The 15891-nt window shown below is 40.6% G+C and carries 18 protein-coding genes; 10 read left to right on the top strand and 8 right to left on the bottom strand.

Going from position 1 to position 15891, the window contains the following annotated elements:
- Positions 1–43: 43 nt before the first annotated feature.
- From H9565_RS02595 to H9565_RS02575, 5 genes are all read right to left on the bottom strand, one after another.
- Positions 44–2176, bottom strand: a complete 2133-nt coding sequence (locus H9565_RS02595; protein ID WP_215437147.1) for a prolyl oligopeptidase family serine peptidase — start codon at positions 2174–2176, stop codon at positions 44–46.
- Positions 2177–2274: 98 nt separating this feature from the next.
- Positions 2275–3264: an aspartate-semialdehyde dehydrogenase gene (locus H9565_RS02590; RefSeq protein WP_215437144.1), complete on the bottom strand. Its 990-nt coding sequence runs from the start codon at positions 3262–3264 to the stop codon at positions 2275–2277.
- Positions 3265–3470: 206 nt separating this feature from the next.
- Entirely contained in the window at positions 3471–3875 is a 405-nt protein-coding gene (mscL, locus tag H9565_RS02585) for a large conductance mechanosensitive channel protein MscL (protein WP_215437142.1), read from the bottom strand.
- Between the two features lie 96 nt (positions 3876–3971).
- Positions 3972–5081: an alanine racemase gene (gene alr, locus H9565_RS02580; RefSeq protein WP_215437141.1), complete on the bottom strand. Its 1110-nt coding sequence runs from the start codon at positions 5079–5081 to the stop codon at positions 3972–3974.
- Positions 5065–5724: a thymidine kinase gene (locus H9565_RS02575; RefSeq protein ID WP_215437138.1), complete on the bottom strand. Its 660-nt coding sequence runs from the start codon at positions 5722–5724 to the stop codon at positions 5065–5067. Before H9565_RS02575 ends, alr begins: the two co-directional genes overlap by 17 nt.
- A gap of 170 nt (positions 5725–5894) precedes the next feature.
- On the opposite strand from H9565_RS02575, the gene H9565_RS02570 reads away from it, so the two are divergent.
- The 5 genes from H9565_RS02570 to H9565_RS02550 all read left to right on the top strand — a co-directional run bounded on the left by H9565_RS02570 (position 5895) and on the right by H9565_RS02550 (position 8688).
- Positions 5895–6605 carry a hypothetical protein gene (locus tag H9565_RS02570; RefSeq protein WP_215437136.1) on the top strand — a complete coding sequence of 237 codons (711 nt, stop codon included), beginning with the start codon at positions 5895–5897 and terminating at the stop codon, positions 6603–6605.
- A 119-nt stretch (positions 6606–6724) separates the two neighbouring features.
- The gene (locus tag H9565_RS02565; protein ID WP_215437133.1) at positions 6725–7081 is read left to right on the top strand and encodes a DoxX family protein; all 357 of its coding nucleotides are present in this window, start codon (positions 6725–6727) and stop codon (positions 7079–7081) included.
- A 5-nt stretch (positions 7082–7086) separates the two neighbouring features.
- A complete protein-coding gene (gene rsmI, locus H9565_RS02560) occupies positions 7087–7758 on the top strand; it encodes a 16S rRNA (cytidine(1402)-2'-O)-methyltransferase (protein ID WP_215437130.1) in 672 nt (223 codons plus the stop codon).
- A gap of 5 nt (positions 7759–7763) precedes the next feature.
- Positions 7764–8108 (top strand): HopJ type III effector protein, encoded by a 345-nt coding sequence (locus H9565_RS02555; RefSeq protein ID WP_215437129.1) that lies wholly within the window; start codon positions 7764–7766, stop codon positions 8106–8108.
- Positions 8109–8112: 4 nt separating this feature from the next.
- Positions 8113–8688, top strand: coding sequence for a uracil-DNA glycosylase family protein (locus tag H9565_RS02550; RefSeq protein WP_215437128.1), 576 nt, complete (start codon positions 8113–8115; stop codon positions 8686–8688).
- Here the strand turns inward: H9565_RS02550 and H9565_RS02545 are convergent.
- Positions 8685–9536: a class I SAM-dependent methyltransferase gene (locus H9565_RS02545; RefSeq protein ID WP_215437127.1), complete on the bottom strand. Its 852-nt coding sequence runs from the start codon at positions 9534–9536 to the stop codon at positions 8685–8687. The two genes, H9565_RS02550 and H9565_RS02545, sit on opposite strands and share 4 nt — an antisense overlap.
- A gap of 202 nt (positions 9537–9738) precedes the next feature.
- On the opposite strand from H9565_RS02545, the gene H9565_RS02540 reads away from it, so the two are divergent.
- The 4 genes from H9565_RS02540 (at position 9739) to H9565_RS02525 (ending at position 13872) form a co-directional block, all read left to right on the top strand.
- Positions 9739–10167 (top strand): OsmC family protein, encoded by a 429-nt coding sequence (locus H9565_RS02540; RefSeq protein ID WP_215437125.1) that lies wholly within the window; start codon positions 9739–9741, stop codon positions 10165–10167.
- Between the two features lie 41 nt (positions 10168–10208).
- Positions 10209–11897, top strand: coding sequence for a single-stranded-DNA-specific exonuclease RecJ (gene recJ, locus H9565_RS02535; RefSeq protein ID WP_215437123.1), 1689 nt, complete (start codon positions 10209–10211; stop codon positions 11895–11897).
- Positions 11894–12280, top strand: a complete 387-nt coding sequence (locus H9565_RS02530; RefSeq protein WP_215437121.1) for a VOC family protein — start codon at positions 11894–11896, stop codon at positions 12278–12280. The genes recJ and H9565_RS02530 overlap by 4 nt, the downstream gene beginning before the upstream one ends.
- 332 nt (positions 12281–12612) lie before the next feature.
- Complete coding sequence (locus tag H9565_RS02525; RefSeq protein ID WP_215437118.1) at positions 12613–13872, top strand: MFS transporter; 1260 nt, start codon at positions 12613–12615, stop codon at positions 13870–13872.
- Here H9565_RS02525 and H9565_RS02520 read toward each other — a convergent pair.
- On the bottom strand, positions 13862–14635 hold the full coding sequence (locus H9565_RS02520; RefSeq protein ID WP_215437116.1) for a UDP-2,3-diacylglucosamine diphosphatase: 774 nt from the start codon (positions 14633–14635) through the stop codon (positions 13862–13864). The two genes, H9565_RS02525 and H9565_RS02520, sit on opposite strands and share 11 nt — an antisense overlap.
- 39 nt (positions 14636–14674) lie before the next feature.
- Positions 14675–15127: a 6-pyruvoyl trahydropterin synthase family protein gene (locus tag H9565_RS02515; protein ID WP_215437113.1), complete on the bottom strand. Its 453-nt coding sequence runs from the start codon at positions 15125–15127 to the stop codon at positions 14675–14677.
- Between the two features lie 87 nt (positions 15128–15214).
- On the opposite strand from H9565_RS02515, the gene H9565_RS02510 reads away from it, so the two are divergent.
- Positions 15215–15856, top strand: a complete 642-nt coding sequence (locus H9565_RS02510; protein WP_215437110.1) for a 2OG-Fe(II) oxygenase — start codon at positions 15215–15217, stop codon at positions 15854–15856.
- Positions 15857–15891 lie beyond the last annotated feature (35 nt).

Below are 15891 nucleotides of genomic sequence, written 5' to 3'. Positions count from 1 at the left end.
TCAATAAAAGTCCAAACGGTATTTAATTCTTGAAATAGGCAATTTATTTATACGGAAGTGCCTCAAAACCCATATTATACAGGGTAAATGCAAAAATATCGGCATATTGCTCAATAGTTTTACTTACCGGTGTACCTGCTCCGTGACCGGCATTGGTCTCTATACGAATTAAGGTAGGGGTTTTTCCCGATTGTTTGGCTTGTAGTTCCGCAGCAAATTTAAAACTATGCGCCGGAACTACACGATCATCATGGTCTCCGGTAGTAACCAATGTGGCAGGATAATCTACTCCCTCTTTAATAGTATGAACGGGGGAATATCCTTTTAAGTATTCAAACATTTCCTTACTCTCCTCAGACGTGCCGTAATCATACGCCCAGCCTGCACCAGCAGTAAACGTATGGTACCTTAACATATCCAAAACCCCAACAGCAGGCAAAGCTACTTTCATAAGATCTGGTCTTTGGGTCATGGTAGCACCTACTAAAAGTCCGCCGTTGCTTCCACCGCGAACGGCCAGATAGTCCGAAGAAGTATACTTATTTTCAATCAAATACTCTCCTGCAGCAATAAAGTCATCAAAAACATTCTGCTTGTTCATTTTGGTACCCGCGTCATGCCATTTTTTTCCATATTCGCCACCACCCCTTAAGTTAGGTACCGCATATATGCCTCCCTGCTCCAACCAAACTGCATTGGCAATACTAAAAGCAGGTGTTAGGCTGATGTTAAAACCACCGTAACCATATAAAATGGTTGGGTTCTTACCATTCAACTTCAATCCCTTTTTATGGGTAATGATCATAGGAACCTTAGTGCCGTCCTTAGAGGTATAAAACACCTGGTTGGATTCATAACCCTCCGAATTAAAATCGATGTCCGGTGTCCAATAAGAAGTATATGCACCAGTTTCTACATTGTACTTAAAGGAAGAACCGGGAATAATATAGTTGGTAAATGAAAAGTAAAACTCTTTGTTTTCTTTCTTACCACCAAATCCCGAAGCACTCCCAACCCCGGGAAGCTTCACTTCACGGATCAATTTGCCATCGTAATCATATTGAAAAACTTTACTAATAGCATCTACCATATATTCCGCAAAGAAATAACCACCGCCCGTACCAGCAGTCAGTACATTCTCGGTTTCCGGGATAAAATCAACCCAATTCTCTTCTCCTGGATTTTCAGCATCTACCGTAACAATTCTCTTGTTGGGTGCATTTCTATTGGTAACGATATATAGTTTTGACCCTTCATTTTCAATAACATAATTATCCGAGTCCGTATCCTCAACTATGGGCACTAATGGACTATTTTCCTGTGAAAGGTCCTTAATGAACAACTTGTTACCCGACGTTGAAACAGCAGCGGAAATTAACAGATATTGCTCATCCTCCGATACTGAGGCCCCTATATACCTATGCTTCTCGGCTTCCGTTCCTCCATATACCAATTGATCTTCTTTTTGAGAAGTCCCTAGTTTATGGTAATAAACTTTGTGCTGATCCGTCTTTGCAGAAAGTTCGCTTCCTTCCGGCTTATCATAACTAGAGTAATAGAACCCATCATTTCCTTTCCATGAAATTCCGCTGAACTTAATATCCGTAAGAGTATCTTCAACTACTTCCATGGTCTGGGCATTAATGACAATGGCCTTTCTCCAATCGCTACCACCTTCCGAAATTAAATAGGCCGCAAGCGAACCGTCTTTTGTAAAGCTTAAACCAGCTAGAGATGTAGTTCCGTCTTCAGAAAAGGTATTCGGGTCCAAGAAAACTTCTTCCTTACCCTCCCCTTGTTTTCTGTATAGCACATACTGGTTCTGCAAACCATTATTTTTATAGAAGTAAGTATAATTCCCTTCCTTAAAAGGAGAACCTAATTTCTCATAGTTCCAAAGCTTCTCCAACCGTTGTTTCAATGCTTCCCGAAACGGAATTTTTTCCAAATAATTAAAAGTAACCTCATTTTGGGCTTTTACCCAAGCACCGGTCTCATCACTCATATCATCTTCCAACCAACGGTAAGGGTCAGCTACGGGAGTACCAAAATAAGTGTCTACAGTTTCCGATTTACGGGTCTTTGGATATTTCACCATATGATTCTCGTTTTTAGGCAATGTTTGGCCGGCCAAAGTAGCCGAAGCCAAAGAAAAAAGTACTACGAATTTCTGCATGATTTGACTATTGAAATTCGTTAAAAGTACCATAAAAAAACCTATGCCGGCATTGCACAGCATAGGTTTTAACTAAAAATTTAGAAAGTATATATGTTTTATACCAAACGGTTTTCTAACAAATACTCAGCAATTTGCACCGCATTTGTTGCAGCGCCCTTACGCAAGTTATCAGCAACGATCCACATATTTAATGTATTGCGTTGCGACTCGTCCCTACGGATACGGCCAACAAAAACTTCATCCTTATCATGCGCATAAATAGGCATAGGGTAGGTGTTGGTATCCGGATTATCCTGTACGGTAACACCAGGAGTATCATTTAACAGTTTACGAACATCGTTCAAATCAAAGTCGTTTTCAAACTCAACGTTTACCGATTCCGAATGTCCTCCAGCAGTAGGAATACGAACGGCCGTAGCACTGATGGAGAAACTACGGTCATCCAATATTTTTTGTGGCTCACGAGCCAACTTCATTTCTTCTTTAGTATACCCGTTTTCCAAGAAAACATCACAATGAGGCAATGCATTTCTGTTGATAGGATAAGGATAGGCCATTTCGCCTTGAACGCCCGTCATTTCGTTCTCTAACTGACGCACGGCTTTAACACCTGTTCCTGATACCGATTGGTATGTTGAAATGACCACACGCTTCATTTTGTATTTCTTGTGCAACGGAGACAAAGCCATAACCAACTGAATAGTAGAACAGTTAGGGTTAGCAATAATCTTGTCTTCTTTGGTCAATTCACTCGCATTGATTTCAGGAACCACCAATTTCTTGGTCGGGTCCATTCTCCAAGCCGAGGAATTATCCACAACTGTAGTGCCGGCCTCAGCGAATTTAGGAGCCCATTCCAAAGAGGTATCTCCTCCTGCTGAAAATATGGCAATGTCCGGCTTTGCTGCTACGGCAGCCGCCAAACCAATTATGGTATATTCTTTATCTTTATAAGAGAGTTTTTTTCCTACAGAGCGCTCAGAAGCGACCAATAGCAATTCCGTAATTGGAAAATTACGTTCGCTCAACACCTTGAGCATCACCTCGCCAACCATACCAGTGGCACCTACAACGGCTACTTTCATCTTTAATTAATTTTAGAGGGACAAATGTAGTGCAACCCTATTGACCTCACAAGCATTTTAAATCTGTATCAACATTATTTAACAAATTGTTTTAAACATAACAATTGTACAAAAAAGAACCGCCAAAGAAGTTGCGAGCTTCAATGACGGTTTTAATGTTAAACTGCAGTGCAGCGGTGGTCTACCCAAATGGGCAACCTATATTCTTATTGCTTTTTAAGCAAATCTCTGATTTCTCCTAATAAATCTTCTTGAGAAGGACCTGTTGGAGCTGGTTCTGGAGCAGGACCTTTAGCTTTGGCATATGCCTTAACAATCATAAACATTACAAAACCTACGATCAATAAGTTTACAATGGTATTGATCCAAGCACCGTAACGAATAGCGTTTTCAGCAACGTAACCTGCTTCTCCTTCTACACCTGATGCAGGGGTAAGTACATGCTTTAAATTAGCGAAATCTACACCACCGGTAAATTCACCAACAATTGGCATAACAATGTCATTTACAAATCCGTTTACTACTAGACCTACGGCTCCGGCCATTATAACTGCAACGGCAAATTCAATAACGTTGCCAGTCATAATAAAATTCTTAAAATCTTTTAACATGATTTAGTGTTTTTAATGGTTAATTAATTTATAGCGCAATTCAATGCACTGCAAATTAACAAAAAAAGACTTACTCTAAAATAATGCTTGTAAATATTAATTATCCACAATGATTCGCGTAACACGCTGCGAAATGCCAGTAAGTATTTCGTATGAGATTGTTTTGGCACCACTTGCAAACTGTTCAGCAGTTGGGTTTGCACCAAAAACAACCACCTCATCACCCTCATTACAATCTATTCCGGTTACGTTTACCATTATCATATCCATACACACGTTGCCAACAATGGGTGCTTTTTTTCCATTGATGGTTACATAAGCTTTTCCATTGCCGTATTGTCTTCCTATACCGTCTGCATGACCTACTGGCAAAGTAGCAGTAATAACAGCTTCATCTGCTTTGTATGCCCGGTTGTAACCAATACTCTGTCCTTTTTCTATTGTATGAATTTGAGATATAACCGTTTTTAACGTGGCCACCGGTTTAAGTTGTTTGTCTATAGCCGCTTCGTTTCCAAATCCATAAAGGCCAATGCCACTACGAACCATATCAAATTGTGCACTAGCATAATTTATAATGCCCGAAGTATTCAATAAATGCAACATGGGTACTTTTCCTAGTTTAGGAATAAGCATATTGGTAATATTTCTGAAGGTTGTAATTTGGTTTTCCGTAAACTCCCGCTCGCTCGAATCCTCGGATGCCGCCAAATGTGAAAATACCGAGACCACCTCAACTTCATCTTGGTCGCTCAATACATCACATAACTCATTAATCTGATGCTCCGTAAAACCAAGTCTATTGAGTCCGGTATTAAATTTTAGGTGTATTGGATATTGCTTTAACCCCTTGCTTTTGGCAACCTCTAGAAAATTGGCCAATATTTTAGGAGAATATATATTGGGTTCCAAGTTATAAGCAATCAGGTTTTCAAAACTAACAGGTAACGGGTGCAATACCAATATAGGAATCTTTATTCCGGCTTCCCGTAAAGCCACACCCTCGGTAACATAGGCCACAGCAAGATAATCTGCCCCAATGGTTTCTAATTTTCGGGCAATGGCCACAGAATCGCTTCCGTACGCAAATGCCTTTACGACACCTAAAAACTTTGTGTTGGAATCTATTTTAGATTTTAAAAACCTGTAGTTGTGCTCTAAAGCCAAAAGGTCTATCTCCAGAACGGTCTCACCTGCTTTCGCCATCGGCTTTCTTATCGTTATCGTTGCTTTTTATCTCTTCGCTCTTCACCTCTAAATGCTTGACCTTCTCCTTTAATCTCGCCTTGTAATAGGCCGCACGGCTCAAAGGTTCGTACTCTTCCGTTTCACCTAATAAAACCAAGTTGTCATTGCTAGATTTTCTATAGCTGTAGTTCGCCAGATTACCCGTACGCGTGCATATAGCATGTACTTTGGTTACATATTCTGCGGTAGCCATTAACGCGGGCATTGGGCCAAAAGGATTGCCTTTAAAATCCATATCCAGACCGGCCACCACCACACGCACCCCTTTGTTTGCCAAATCATTACAGACCGTAACAATTTCATCATCAAAAAATTGGGCCTCGTCAATACCTATTACATCGCAGGTATCGCCCAGAATGCGAATATTGGCCGCTGCAGGTACAGGTGTGGAACGAATTTCGTTCGCATCATGAGAAACAACCATATTCTCGTCATAACGAACATCTACCATCGGTTTAAAAATTTCAACCTTTTGCTTGGCGAACTGAGCCCGTTTTAATCTTCGGATCAGCTCTTCGGTCTTACCCGAGAACATTGAACCGCAGATGACCTCAATCCACCCGAATTGTTCTTTGTGATTAACAGTATTTTCGAGAAACATTTTGTATTTTTAGACGAAAATATGGGGATTTTCGTTCTTAATATTATAGAACTTTAGTTGAGCCGTTATTTTAACCAAAATAACATTTCCTTAGAGTTCAGAATTTAAAGTTAGCAAAGATAGAGATACCTTTTTTACCCAAACCCGGTAGAATTAGAAAAAATTGACCGATGAAGAACAAATTGAAGGAAGAACTGCGAAAATTATCTACTGATATTATCACTTCTCGTGATATGGAAATTAGCGACATGTACGATGCCGCCAAGAATCTGTATGAAAAATTGGCCGTTCTTAAATATATAGAGGAGAAATTAAACGACATAGAAATAGACGTATCAAAAAATGTTATTGCAGCCAAATTTGAGAAGATGGCCAATGCGGTCCTGAGAGAAAATGCCTCTGTACCCGAGAGCAATCCGCATGAAGAAGACATTATTACTCCAGGCATGGACACTATTAAAGGTTTTATTTCGGAAATGCCCAGCCATGAAGACCATGTAGATGAAGTTTTGAAGGAATTTTTGGCCAAGCCGGATTATATGAAAAACGATCAGGAACTTTTTGAACCGCAAAAGCCTGTAGCCCCTAAACCAAACGGTGTAGCCCCTAAAAAAGAGGTGCATACTAAATCTTTGAACGATAAAGTTTCTAACAAAGAGCTTAAAATAGACCTTAACAACAGATTGGCCTTTGTTAAGCATCTTTTTAATGACAGCATGGAAGACTACAACAGAGTCTTATCCCAATTGAATACTATAGATAGCGAGGAACGTTCTATCTCATTTATAGAAAATATGGTGAAACCGGACTATAACAACTGGTCGGGCAAGGAAGAATATGCGGAGCGCTTTATGCAGTTTATTGAGCGTAAATTCTCCTAGTTTTACTTTTTACCCCCATAAAAACACAGGCCCTTTGTTAAAACAAAGGGTTTTTTTTTGACCAAAATTGGGCCTAGTGTTAATGCTAATCATTATTTTAGAGTAAAAATTGCCCCCCAATGAAAACTTTAAAACTCATTTACTGGTCGGCCCTAGGGGTTTTGACCGCGATTATGTTGTTCTCTATCTACAATTATTTCACCAACTATGAAATGATTGCAGGTTTCTTTGAGCACCTAGGTTACCCTACCTATCTAATTTACCCTTTGGCCATTGCTAAAATACTCGGCTTAATAGCCATATGGGGTAATTTCTCAGTATGGCTTAGAGAATGGGCCTATGCAGGTTTCTTTTTTGATACACTTTTAGCGTTCTTTGCACATTATATAACCGATGGCCAGGACTACCTGATTGCCTTTATAGCGGCTATAGCAACGCTAGTTGCCTATTTTGTAGGGAACGAGCTACGACAATAATTTTTATGGGAAAATTATATTTGGTACCAACACCTATTGGCAATCTTGAGGATATGACCTTGCGGGCCATTCGTGTATTAAAAGAAGTAGACTGTATACTTGCGGAAGATACCCGTACCAGTGGAAAACTACTTCAGCATTTTGAGATTACCACGCAGATGCAGAGTCACCATATGCACAATGAGCACAAAACGGTTGATGCTTTGGTAAAGCGTTTACAAGCCGGTGAAACCATTGCTTTAATTTCCGATGCAGGAACACCGGCCATATCAGACCCCGGTTTTTTATTGACCCGGGCCTGCGTTGAAAAAAACATAGAAGTAGACTGTCTTCCCGGAGCTACGGCATTTGTGCCTGCCCTAGTGAACAGCGGGCTTCCAAATGATAAATTTGTTTTTGAAGGGTTTCTTCCTCCAAAAAAAGGACGCCAGACCCGACTAAAATTTTTATCGGAAGAAACCCGCACTATAATTTTCTACGAATCTCCTTATAAGTTGATTAAGACCTTAGGCCAATTTGCCGAATATTTTGGCGCGGACAGGCAAGTTTCCGTTTCACGGGAGCTTACAAAGCTCTACGAAGAAACCATAAGGGGAACGGCAGAAGAGCTCGTAGACCACTTTACCCAAAAACCTCCTAAAGGCGAAATAGTAATAATTGTTGCCGGAAAAAAATAATACTAATGACCTTAGATACATTCCTAAAAAAACTAAAATCCACTCCTGAAACCATAGCGTTTTCAGAAACCATGTCAGTAATTGACGCCAATTACGACTTTACTCCCACAGCCTTTACCAACGGTACCTTAGAAAATGCCGAAGGACAGAATTCCGGTTCTTGCAAACTTTTTGCTTTTGCCAAAGCACAAGAGCTTAGTAAAGATGAGACCCTAGCTTGTTTTGGCGATTTTTATTTTGCCGATGTTCTCAAAGATGCACGAGGTACAGGACACCAGAACATTCGTAATTTTATGAAAACCGGATTTGAAGGTCTAAATTTTGAAAAAGACCCATTGAAAAGAAAATAACCCTATGCAAAAACTGCTTTCCGAAATACGCGCATGCGAGGTTTGCAGTGAGCATTTGCCTTTAGGCCCAAGACCTATTGTGGCCGGCTCCCAGAAATCAAAAATTATTTTGGTCAGTCAGGCGCCGGGAAAAAAAGCTCATGACCATAACAAAGCATGGGATGATCCAAGTGGCAGAAAACTTAGGGAATGGTTAGGTGTTACCGATGAACAATTCTACAATCCGGATAATTTTGCGGTTTTACCCATGGGGTTTTGCTTTCCTGGAAAAGGAAAAACAGGTGATTTACCGCCACGTAAGGAATGTGCACCGCTATGGCATGATCATTTTTGGAAGGAGTTAGAAGAAGTGAAACTAATTCTGGTCATTGGAAAATATGCCCAAGATCGTTATTTGAAAAATCAATCTAAGCGCAACCTTACAGAGAACGTAGCTAACTACCATGAGTTTTTGCCTAAGTTTTTTCCACTGCCGCACCCTTCTCCGGTAAATAGATTTTGGATGTCCAAAAATCCTTGGTTCGAGATAGATGTGGTTCCCACATTACAAACCCAAGTCGCAAAGATTCTTTCGGACTAATCTTTAATTTGTAAGGTGCATTTTTTACGGAACAAAGCCCAAAACAAATCTTCGGATGGATACGGAAAATTCACTTTCTCAGGAATCATATTTAACATAAAACTCTTCCCTAGCTTATACTCAAGCAGCGATTTTATATGTCTTCCAGATATTTTTTTTGAGGGTCTTCCATGAGAAACCCGTTCAAATCCAAAGTTTTTCAAGAAAATTGTCAGCCCTTCTAAAGAGTACCAATGTAAAACACTTGGGGGTGCATATTCATGCCAGCTTTTCCCAAAGACTCTAGCGGAAATACTTTGCCTATTCCATGATTCTATGAGCAAAAAACCATCATCCTTTAACACCTTGGAAGCATTCATAAATGCTTTTTGTTGTTCATAAAAGTGAGGAACAACCTGTATCATAGAGACAAGGTCAAACCTTTCATGAGGCCTGAAGCTTTCAAAAGCACCTTGTTCAATTTGCAAGTTATATTGTTTACGACCGTATTGCGCCATTTGATGATTAGGTTCTATTCCAACACCGCTCCAACCTTCGTCTACATACCCCTTTAAAATACATCCTGCCGCTGCCCCTACATCTAAAACCCTTCCCTTTTTGCCAATAATCTGTTCCATTTTTTTCGCATACCTCTTACCGCGTTCGTATAGTAAATCAGATTCCAATAAATAATCCGAATAACCAGCACCTCCATCATTAAAATAAGAATCATCATATGTGTTATCTACATGCTTTTCATCAGTTTTTATATTGGCAAACCGATGATTACAAGACACACAGTCATGAATATCAAAACCATTGATTTTAAATGTAAATTTTGATTCCGAAGCACAAAGGGGACAATCCATAACCAATTTTTTATACTTACATCACTAATTATCTTAAGACCTAATCCGTGCTTTGTCTATGGCGCCATACTAGGACCACACGTTATTTTTTGGGGGAATTACGACTTATTGGTTTTCCTTCTTTTCAAAAGACAAGGTGGAATACAAGCTTAAAATCTATCAATTAATCGTATTTTTGACTCTTACAAGAAACATAAAAATTATGGCTACTACAAATCATATTACAACTAAATGGCTGGGTAACATGCAGTTCGAAAGCACCAACCCATCTGGCCTAACGTTGAACATAGACGCCGGACCAGACGATGGTGGTGAAGGAAAAGGATTGCGCCCCAAAGCTTTAATGCTATCGGGTTTAGCGGGCTGCTCCGGTCTAGATGTAGCTTCCCTCATTAAAAAAATGAAGTTGGAAGTTGACGATTTTCACATTGAAACCATAGCCAACCTAACGGATGAACATCCTAAGTTTTATGATGCTGTTACTATCGAGTACCATTTCCATGGAAAAAATCTGGCAGAGAAAAAGCTACAAAGAGCTGTAGACCTTTCAGTTGAGAAATACTGCGGTGTAATGGAAATGTTCCGAAAATTTGCAACATTGGAAATCAAAACTATTTTTCATAAAGACTAAGTTGAAAGCATCAACTATTAAATTTTCACCCTTCTCATTCTATGCGCTGGACCATTAAACCAAAACCTGAACAAGATGCTATTGACCAATTGGCCAGTACGCTTAAGGTAGACGATTTGGTGGCGCAGTTGCTATTGCAACGTGGTATATCTACCTATGACGAGGCCAAAAGGTTTTTCCGTCCAGAGTTATCCCATTTGCACGACCCTTTTTTAATGAAGGATATGTATTTGGCGGTGAAGCGCATAGAAAGGGCTATTTCCAATAACGAAAATATTTTGGTGTATGGAGATTATGATGTGGACGGCACTACATCAGTGGCTTTGGTTTCTTCCTATTTACTGAGTTTTTACCCCAATGTTGCCACTTACATTCCCGACAGATATACCGAAGGGTATGGCGTATCTTTCCAAGGAATAGATTTTGCGGAAGACAACGGTTTTTCGCTGATAATAGCCTTGGACTGTGGGGTAAAGGCTATTGACAAAGTTGCCTATGCCAAAGAAAAAGGAATAGATTTTATTATCTGTGATCACCACCGGCCTGGCAATTCGCTTCCTGATGCGGTAGCGGTTCTTGACCCTAAACGGGATGATTGCAACTATCCATACGATGAGCTTTGTGGTTGCGGTGTTGGCTTTAAACTAATTCAGGCCCTGGGTTCCAGAAATGGAGAAACCGTTCACGACCTTATTCCCTACCTTGACTTGGTGGCTACGGCCATTGGTGCAGATATTGTTCCCATGACTGGAGAAAACCGTGTGTTGGCGTATTTTGGTCTTCAGGTTATCAATACCGCTCCTCGAACCGGATTTAAGGCCATAATCAATCAGATAAAAAAATCCGTTCTTACCATTACCGATGTGGTATTCATTATCGCTCCGCGGATAAACGCAGCAGGACGTATGAAACACGGACAACATGCCGTAAACCTGCTTACGGAAACCGATATAACACAAGCCGAAGCCTTTGCCGCCCAAATTGAAAAATTCAACCAGGACCGGCGTGGGCTGGATAAGGAAATCACGATTGAAGCCCTAGACCAGATTCAGAAGAACAAGGAAGAAGAACGTTTTACCTCTGTGGTTTACAAAGACTCTTGGCATAAAGGTGTCATTGGCATCGTTGCCTCCCGACTTACCGAAACCTATTACCGTCCTACACTTGTGTTCACCAAAAGTGGTGATAAATTAGCTGCTTCGGCACGCTCCGTAAAAGGTTTTGATGTGTATAATGCACTACAAGGTTGTTCCGATTTTATCGAACAGTTTGGCGGGCACAAGTATGCAGCCGGACTCACTCTGCTGGAAGAACAGTTTGAGAAATTTAAATCGCAATTTGAAAAAGTAGTCTCGGAGACCATAGACCCTAACCTTCTAATTCCTGAAATTTCCGTTGATGCCCAAATCGACTTTAAGGATATTTCACCCAAACTCATGCGAATCATAAAACAGTTTGCTCCATTTGGACCAGGGAACATGACCCCGGTATTTATGTCCGAAAACCTACAGGATACAGGTTACGCAAAAGGAGTAGGTGAAGATGCGGCCCACTTGAAACTTGCTGCTACCCAAAACGGAATTGGCCCCATTGGCGGCATAGGTTTTAATATGGGCGATAAATTACCTCTTGTCACCAACAAAAAACCATTTAGCGCTGTATTTTCTTTGGATGAAAATGAATGGCAGGGAAATGTTAGTTTACAGATGAAACTAAAAGATATACAATGAAGATAGAGCACCTAGCCATATGGGTATCCGACCTAGAAGGTACGCGAAAGTTTTACGAACATTATTTTGGTGCAGTTTGCGGAGAACGCTATCATAACCCAAACAAAAACTTTACTTCTCACTTTCTAAGTTTTGATGAAGGCTCTCGACTAGAGCTCATGCACAAACCTGAAATTACTAAGGCATCAAATTCTACCGAGGAGCATTTAGGTTTCATTCATTTTGCACTCTCCGTAGGCTCAAAAGAAAAGGTAGACTTCTTAACGGAACAACTAAGAACTGACGGATTTCAAATTTCCGGCGAACCCCGAACTACAGGAGATGGCTATTACGAAAGTGTAATCCTAGACCCGGAAGGAAACCGAGTCGAAATTACCATTTAACGGATTTCTCGATGCAACTTAACTTGCGAATCGCACCAAGCAAATACACCTCTCAAGGTTTTCGTTCGTTTGCTCTAAAGCAACCTACAAACCACTGAGTCGGTTTTGAATTTCTTTCATTTCTAAAGTGCTATTTTCTTTACTTTTCCCATGTAAAAAAGAACCGTTTATCGACAAAACCCTTCCCTACCGTCAATTCAAGGCTCCAACAAACCGACTAGCTAGTCAGTTTTAGAAAATAGCGCTTGAAAACAAATTTAGGCTCAGCAGTATACCTTTCATCGGTTTATAGTAATATCTTTGCCGCTTATTTCTTTTGAAAAAGCGTTTCTATGGATTCATATGCTGCTTTACGTTTTAGAGAATTCAATATTTTTTTACTGGTTCGTTTTGCCATGGTATTTGCATGGTCTATGCAGTTCATTGTTATAGAATGGCAGGTATACTCCATGACCAAAGACCCTCTTTCTTTGGGTATAATCGGTCTTATGGAAGTGATTCCGGCCGTATCAATGGCGCTCTTTGCCGGCCACATTGTAGACCAGAAAGAAAAGCGCAATCTTTTGGTAAAATGCATCTTCGGTTTTTCGGTAATCAGTTTTGGGCTGTTTATGCTCAGTTGGCCTTCCATGGAAGATAAACTGGAAACCAAGACCATTTTGTACTGTATTTATTTCTTGGTTTTCCTAGGTGGCATTGTGCGTTCGTTTTTAGGACCTACGATATTTTCTCTTATCGCTTTGATTGTTCCTAAAAAAATATATCCCAACGCTGCTACTTGGAGCAGTACCACATGGCAACTGGCGTCTGTATTAGGCCCTGCCTTAGCAGGATTTTCCATTAATTGGATTGGGGTACATTGGTCTATGTGCCTCATTTTCGGATTCTCCATAATGGCGCTCATCTCTCTGTCCCAAATCAAACGAAAACCGATACTAAATCCTAAAATTGGCGAACCCATCTTTGAAAGTCTACGCGAAGGACTCCGTTTTGTATTCAGTACAAAAGCCGTTTTTGGGGCTTTAACTTTAGATATGATAGCGGTACTTTTTGGCGGAGCGGTAGCCTTGCTTCCCATTTTTGCCCAGGATATTCTTCATGTGGGTTCCGAAGGATTTGGGGTTCTACGGGCTGCTCCTGCGGTTGGCGCAGCAATTACTATGCTAGGTTCCACTCGTTTTCCACTACATAAAAATGCAGGCAAGAAGTTACTTTTTGCCGTATTCGGGTTTGGTATCTGTATGATTGTTTTTGGACTTTCTACCTATTTCTGGCTTTCGGTAATTGCATTGTTCGTGAGCGGTGCCGTAGATGGTGTTTCCATGATTATCCGCCAAACCATATTGCAATTGAAAACCCCGGACAATATGCGAGGTCGTGTAGCATCTGTAAACTCCATGTTCGTAGGCTCCTCTAACGAGCTGGGAGCTTTTGAGAGCGGATTGACGGCAAAACTAATGGGAACGGTAACCGCGGTGGTTTTTGGTGGCGCCATGACCTTATTGACGGTAGGGGCAACGGCAATTGTATCGCCTACCTTTAGAAAACTGGACCTGCAGAAAGATATTGACGAACACGAGGCTAATGAGTAGGCTCGTATTTCTCCAAACTTAGTTTTTCCCCATCAAAAACGGCATAGGTGTAGTAATGAATCCAATCGCCTAAATTGGTGTATTTTGAGTTTTCGCCCACTTCTATTTCCATAGGAAGGTGTCGGTGACCAAAAATAAAATGGTCATAATGCTGTGTTTCCAACTTTCGCTTGGCATACTGCACCAACCACTCTTTGTCTTCGCCCAAGAACTTGGCATCGTCATCACCGGAGATCAGTTTGTTCTTCACTGATAAATGTTGCGCCAAACGCACGCCTATATCCGGATGTAACCACCTAAACAACCATTTGGCCAAAGGATTAGTGAACACCTTTTTCATCCGCTTGTACCCAATATCATCGGGACCCAGACCATCGCCGTGACCAACAAAAAAAGAAACTCCGTTTATACTATACTGCTGCGGTTTGTGAAATACGGGGATATTCAGCTCTTCCTCAAAATAGCCGTTCATCCACAAATCGTGATTCCCTACGAAGAAATAAATAGGAATACCGGCATCGGATATTTCGGCCAATTTGCCCAGTGTACGGGTAAAACCTTTGGGAACAACGGTTTTGTACTCCATCCAAAAATCGAAAAGATCCCCCATCAGAAAAATAGCGGCAGCATCTTCCTTAATAGCTTCTAACCATGCTACGAATTTTTTTTCGCGAGGAAGGCTATCTGCCATAGTAGGTGCTCCAAGATGGTTATCACTGGAAAAATATACTTTTTTGCCTTGAGGAACGGTAATGGTTTTCATCTGATGTCAAATATAACGAATACCCTTTTTAGAAAGGCGTTACTGATTATCGGATGCGTACCACTCTGCAAAAGAAGTATCGGTTTCTTGTAATCGTAAAGAATGTAAGCTGATGTTCTCCGGCAGTCTAGCCTTTATCTTTTTAGAAAAATCTATGACCATGTTCTCACTGGTAGGTTGGTAATCCGCAAGAATTACATTATGCCCTCTATCCGTTAATTCTTTGGCCAAATCCACGTGTGGCGTATTTTTATTGAATACCGTGGCGTGATCAAACTGGTCTACGATTTCTTCTTTTACGATTTTCTTTAAATCGCCAAAATCTATGACCATTCCTAATTTTACATGAGAGGTATCCGTGATAGGGCTACCGATTACCGTTACCGATAATTTATAACTGTGGCCATGCACGTTTCTACACTTTCCGTCATAGCCGTATAGCGCGTGACCGGTCTCAAAATTGAACTGTTTGGTGATTCTAATTTTACTCATGAAATAGGATTGTGCTGCAAAGGTATTCATTTTGTAAAACCAATTGCTTTATAGATTACATTTGCCGGCTTTTAAATTTTGACCTAAGTGGAAGAACTGTATGACCAACTAGACTTTGCGGTGAATTCGCAATATGAAAAGATAATCTCCGATATCTTGGAAAACGGCTATAGTATTGTTGACGATCTTCTTTCCCAAGAGACGGTAAACGCCCTACGTACGGACCTTTTGGAAAAATATGAAGATGACCTATTTAAAAAAGCGGCCATTGGAAACCGATTAAACGAAGTTGTACAAACCGGAATACGTGGCGATTTTATTCTTTGGATGGATGAAAATATTATTAACGCCAGCCACAAACTTTTCTTTGACCGCATTAATGATTTGGCCTCATATCTTAATAAGACCTGTTTTCTGGGAATTATGAGAAAGGAATTTCATTATGCCGTTTATCCGGAAGGAAAGTTTTACGCAAGGCATTTGGATACTTTTCAAAATGACGATAGGCGAAAACTTTCTATAGTTTGTTACCTGAACGAAGACGATTGGCAACCCGAGCACGGTGGCGAACTGGTTCTATACCTAAATGGAGAAAACGGGGAAATACCGAAAACCATTTACCCGTTTCCGGGTAGGGCGGTAATTTTTGAAAGCCGAGATTTAGAGCACGAAGTAAAGCCTGCAAAACGCGAACGGTTGAGCATTACCGGCTGGTTAAAGACCCGCTAACCTAATGTAAAAAGGGATAAAACTATCTTTTGAAC

Source organism: Zobellia russellii (genome assembly GCF_018728565.1).
In the GTDB taxonomy this organism is placed as follows: Bacteria; Bacteroidota; Bacteroidia; order Flavobacteriales; family Flavobacteriaceae; genus Zobellia; species Zobellia russellii.
This window is presented reverse-complemented; position numbering and strand designations above follow the sequence as displayed.

Coding starts and splice junctions, on each gene's coding strand:
- H9565_RS02595 (WP_215437147.1), bottom strand. CDS start 2,176: ATGCAGAAATTCGTAGTACTTTTTTCTTTGGCTTCGGCTACTTTGGCC.
- H9565_RS02590 (WP_215437144.1), bottom strand. CDS start 3,264: ATGAAAGTAGCCGTTGTAGGTGCCACTGGTATGGTTGGCGAGGTGATG.
- mscL (WP_215437142.1), bottom strand. CDS start 3,875: ATGTTAAAAGATTTTAAGAATTTTATTATGACTGGCAACGTTATTGAA.
- alr (WP_215437141.1), bottom strand. CDS start 5,081: ATGGCGAAAGCAGGTGAGACCGTTCTGGAGATAGACCTTTTGGCTTTA.
- H9565_RS02575 (WP_215437138.1), bottom strand. CDS start 5,724: ATGTTTCTCGAAAATACTGTTAATCACAAAGAACAATTCGGGTGGATT.
- H9565_RS02570 (WP_215437136.1), top strand. CDS start 5,895: ATGAAGAACAAATTGAAGGAAGAACTGCGAAAATTATCTACTGATATT.
- H9565_RS02565 (WP_215437133.1), top strand. CDS start 6,725: ATGAAAACTTTAAAACTCATTTACTGGTCGGCCCTAGGGGTTTTGACC.
- rsmI (WP_215437130.1), top strand. CDS start 7,087: ATGGGAAAATTATATTTGGTACCAACACCTATTGGCAATCTTGAGGAT.
- H9565_RS02555 (WP_215437129.1), top strand. CDS start 7,764: ATGACCTTAGATACATTCCTAAAAAAACTAAAATCCACTCCTGAAACC.
- H9565_RS02550 (WP_215437128.1), top strand. CDS start 8,113: ATGCAAAAACTGCTTTCCGAAATACGCGCATGCGAGGTTTGCAGTGAG.
- H9565_RS02545 (WP_215437127.1), bottom strand. CDS start 9,536: ATGGATTGTCCCCTTTGTGCTTCGGAATCAAAATTTACATTTAAAATC.
- H9565_RS02540 (WP_215437125.1), top strand. CDS start 9,739: ATGGCTACTACAAATCATATTACAACTAAATGGCTGGGTAACATGCAG.
- recJ (WP_215437123.1), top strand. CDS start 10,209: ATGCGCTGGACCATTAAACCAAAACCTGAACAAGATGCTATTGACCAA.
- H9565_RS02530 (WP_215437121.1), top strand. CDS start 11,894: ATGAAGATAGAGCACCTAGCCATATGGGTATCCGACCTAGAAGGTACG.
- H9565_RS02525 (WP_215437118.1), top strand. CDS start 12,613: ATGGATTCATATGCTGCTTTACGTTTTAGAGAATTCAATATTTTTTTA.
- H9565_RS02520 (WP_215437116.1), bottom strand. CDS start 14,635: ATGAAAACCATTACCGTTCCTCAAGGCAAAAAAGTATATTTTTCCAGT.
- H9565_RS02515 (WP_215437113.1), bottom strand. CDS start 15,127: ATGAGTAAAATTAGAATCACCAAACAGTTCAATTTTGAGACCGGTCAC.